The sequence below is a fragment of the Bacteroides sp. genome (genome assembly GCF_028690125.1).
GTDB lineage: Bacteria > Bacteroidota > Bacteroidia > Bacteroidales > Bacteroidaceae > Bacteroides.
On the sequence record NZ_JAQVBV010000140.1, the window covers coordinates 1 to 2,829 of the forward strand.

4 protein-coding genes are annotated in these 2,829 nt (G+C 41.3%); all 4 read left to right on the plus strand.

Features of this window, described 5'->3' with window-relative positions:
* Positions 1-112 precede the first annotated feature (112 nt).
* The 4 genes from PHO71_RS25990 (at position 113) to PHO71_RS26005 (ending at position 2,739) form a co-directional block, all read left to right on the plus strand.
* Positions 113-829, plus strand: coding sequence for a PhoH family protein (locus PHO71_RS25990; RefSeq protein WP_300209085.1), 717 nt, complete (start codon positions 113-115; stop codon positions 827-829).
* A 13-nt stretch (positions 830-842) separates the two neighbouring features.
* Complete coding sequence (locus PHO71_RS25995) at positions 843-1,025, plus strand: hypothetical protein (RefSeq protein WP_300209086.1); 183 nt, start codon at positions 843-845, stop codon at positions 1,023-1,025.
* Between the two features lie 97 nt (positions 1,026-1,122).
* Positions 1,123-2,364 (plus strand): hypothetical protein, encoded by a 1,242-nt coding sequence (locus PHO71_RS26000; RefSeq protein ID WP_300209087.1) that lies wholly within the window; start codon positions 1,123-1,125, stop codon positions 2,362-2,364.
* Positions 2,365-2,379: 15 nt separating this feature from the next.
* Entirely contained in the window at positions 2,380-2,739 is a 360-nt protein-coding gene (locus PHO71_RS26005; RefSeq protein ID WP_300209088.1) for a hypothetical protein, read from the plus strand.
* Positions 2,740-2,829: the final 90 nt, after the last annotated feature.

Genomic DNA, 2,829 nt, shown 5'->3' on the forward strand with positions numbered 1-2,829 from the left:
CTTTTGGAGGAGCGCATCACTACCGAATGGTTTATCAGCGCAAAAGAAGCCGTAGAATTTGGAATCTGTGACGAGATTATTTCCGATCTCGACCTAATCCTGTAGGTGACGTATGGCGAAGACGAAATCAACCGCTACGACCAACCAGTTTATCGGAACGCCTCCAAAGAACCTGGATGACCACATTTTTTATGGGATGACTCTCGATGATGAACAGAAGACGTTCCGGGATGCTCTCTACGATGAATCCGTCCGCATTGTTTTCTGTAACGCCGTTGCGGGTACAGGAAAAACAACAATCGCTACGATGGTCGGAAACATTCTGACGGGATACCGCCTATACGAGGGAATGATCTATATTGCATGCCCTACCAGAGAGGCGAAAATTGGCTTCCTGCCAGGAACCTATGAGGAAAAGACAGATCCATATTTTGAGCCATTCTATCAAGCCTGTCTGAAAGCAAATATTCAGATAAACACGGCAATAAATCAAAAATCAATCATCAACCAGAAGGAAGGCTGCGGTTATATAGATTGCGTCACGCATTTGTATATGCGCGGCTTAAACTACGAAAATAAGTACATCATCCTTGACGAGAGTCAGAACTTCACGCTTGAAGAATTAAAACTGATTCTTACACGTTTTCACGATTCGTGCAAGGTTGTAGTTTTGGGGCATACCGGACAGGTGGACATTTCAGATCGCACAAATAACAATGGGTTCTCCAGATACATCGATCATTTTAAGGGAGATGCTCGGTGTGCCGTATGCACACTATCTAAGAATTATCGCGGGTGGATTTCTTCCCATGCCGACAGTATCCAATAGAAGGAGATTAATAATGGCTTCTAAAGTAAGCAAGCGCAGCGTTGCGAATATCAAGGGAATTTTAGAACATGAAAACGGAGTGCTGCAAATCAGAGTGGAAGATATTGAAACACCCTATGTTTTATCTGATTTTCTTAAGGATTTCGTTGATTTAGAAGTACGTATGTCTGTAGTCCATATGGAGGATTTAGATTGAGAGAGGATGAATACCCCTGTCTGATTCAAGAATTTCATTAAATGAGTTCCTTCAAAAACAGAAGGATTTTTTAGTTGAAAAAATAATCAATCCAGATTTGGAATATCAAGACCTGACGGATATGCGCGCTCAATTCTTCGGCACACAGGAAAACAGAGACACTGTTCGCAAAGGGTCAAAAATCATCAACGAATACCTTGACGCGGGGTGGACACTGATTTCACCGGAAGAAGTATCTGAAAATATGGATGCTCCAATCCTCAAGCCGCTGGAAGTTCAGCCTGACGGAACTGCGCTGTCTGATAGGCTTATTGAGATTTCTGAGGGCGAAGCCATCACTCCAGAATTTCTACTAAAAGCACACAACCTCTCGGCGGAGGATTGGAAGGTAATCGCATACCGTAATACGTACTGGCATTCGCAGATTAAAGGCGGAAAGCGCCTAATCATGTATCAGAGCCGAATTACCGTGAAACCTTTTGGTAAAGACGAAATCAGTTTGGAGTGGCTGAAGAATTGGTTTGAGCAGTTTGAGCCTAAGCCAATACGCTATTCAAAAATCACGCCTGAATACGGCTCTGGAGACAATTGCCTTGTGTTGCCTATTGTTGACTTACATTATAATCTTCTGGCAACGCGGTTTATTACCGGCAATGATTACAATTGTCAAATTGCAAAAGACAGATTTCTTTCCGTGATTGACGATGTTATTGAAAGAGTTCAAAACAAGAAGTTAAGCAAGATTATTTTTCCATTGGGTAATGACTTGTTCAACGCTAATGGGATCAATGGTACTACATTCAAGGGGACTCCACAAAACAACGAAAAAGACATCCGTGAAGCGTACACTGAACTCTTTGAAATTATGGTTTTCGCTCTCACCAAACTGTCGGTAGTTGCACCAGTTGAAGTACTGTATATTCCAAGCAATCACGACAAGGAGGTAACGTTCTACTTTTTATTCAACCTTTATACGCAATTCAAAAACAGTGAAGGCCGCGTAAATGTGGACTACTCTCCAATTACGAAGAAATATTTCCGATTCGGAAATACTCTCATGATGTTTCAGCACGATGCAAAAATTGACAAGACAGGCAATGTTGTGATTGATGAAGCAAGCGACATTATAGCTGGTGTGAAGTTTATTAATGTGTTTTTGTCGCATTTGCACACTGAGATAGTAAGGCAGGAGCGAAATATAACCGTAAGAAGGCTGCCTACAATAAGCGGAAAATCATCATGGTCTTGCGAAAACAATTATGGATCAAACAGCGTTAGTCAATCATTTATAATTAACGATAATAGGAATGTAACAGACATTATTTATACAATGGTGTAAAGGAGGCGATTGATAGTGGCTAGAGGAACAGGGCGGTACAATAAAACTTACACTCCAGAATTATGGGAAAAAGTGAATCCAGAGAATAAAGAAATCATGAATGATTTTCTTTTAGAATATCAGCAGCGGAAAAAGTCTAAACGTACAATCGAAGGCTACTATCAAGATCTACGCCTCGTCATGATTCATATCTTGGAGAAATACAAGAATAGATCAATCCTTGAGTTGACGAAAAAGGATTTTCGAAATATCAGCCTGTGGCTTTCCGAGGGTATGGGCGGAGGAAAAGAAGATAGTCAAGGACGTTCAAATAGTCGTGTTAATCGGGTAAAGAGCGCAATGAACGAAAAACGCTCCGCAATCCCCTTGCTTTAGCTATGGGGTCAAGGAGCGCACATAGTCGGAAAGAATCTTAATTATCAGGTTGTTTGTGCTTCTATCGTCCTTTTTAGCAAGTGCTTCAAT